This window comes from Halomonas sp. ND22Bw (assembly GCF_003011945.1).
GTDB classification, from domain to species: domain Bacteria; phylum Pseudomonadota; class Gammaproteobacteria; order Pseudomonadales; family Halomonadaceae; genus Halomonas; species Halomonas halophila.
The window spans coordinates 1-269 of record NZ_PXWD01000937.1; the positions used below are offsets into that span (position 1 = coordinate 1).

Annotated in this window: 1 protein-coding gene; it reads left to right on the forward strand. The window is 68.0% G+C overall.

Annotated elements, in window-relative coordinates; translation table 11 throughout:
• Positions 1 to 52 precede the first annotated feature (52 nt).
• Positions 53 to 269, forward strand: a 217-nt coding sequence (locus tag CVH10_RS20915; RefSeq protein ID WP_219924925.1) for a hypothetical protein, incomplete at its 3' end; no start/stop codon positions are given.

The window sequence follows — 269 nt, forward strand, 5'->3', positions numbered from 1 at the left end:
CGCATCGCTTCATCCACCCCGCCTACAAAGCCGAGCAAACTGGACCCCCGCCATGACCGAGATCGATCCCGATATCGCCCGCTTCGTCGCGACCCTGCAGGCCGACTGGGGGCGCCATCCGCCGCTCTATACCTTGTCGATGCCCGAGGCGCGCGCGGTGGCAGAGCAGGTGCGTGCGCGTTGGTCCGCCGGTGGCCCGGAGATGGCGGAGACCCGCGACGTGATGGCGACGACGACCGCCGGACCGCTCAGGTTGCGATTGTATGTTC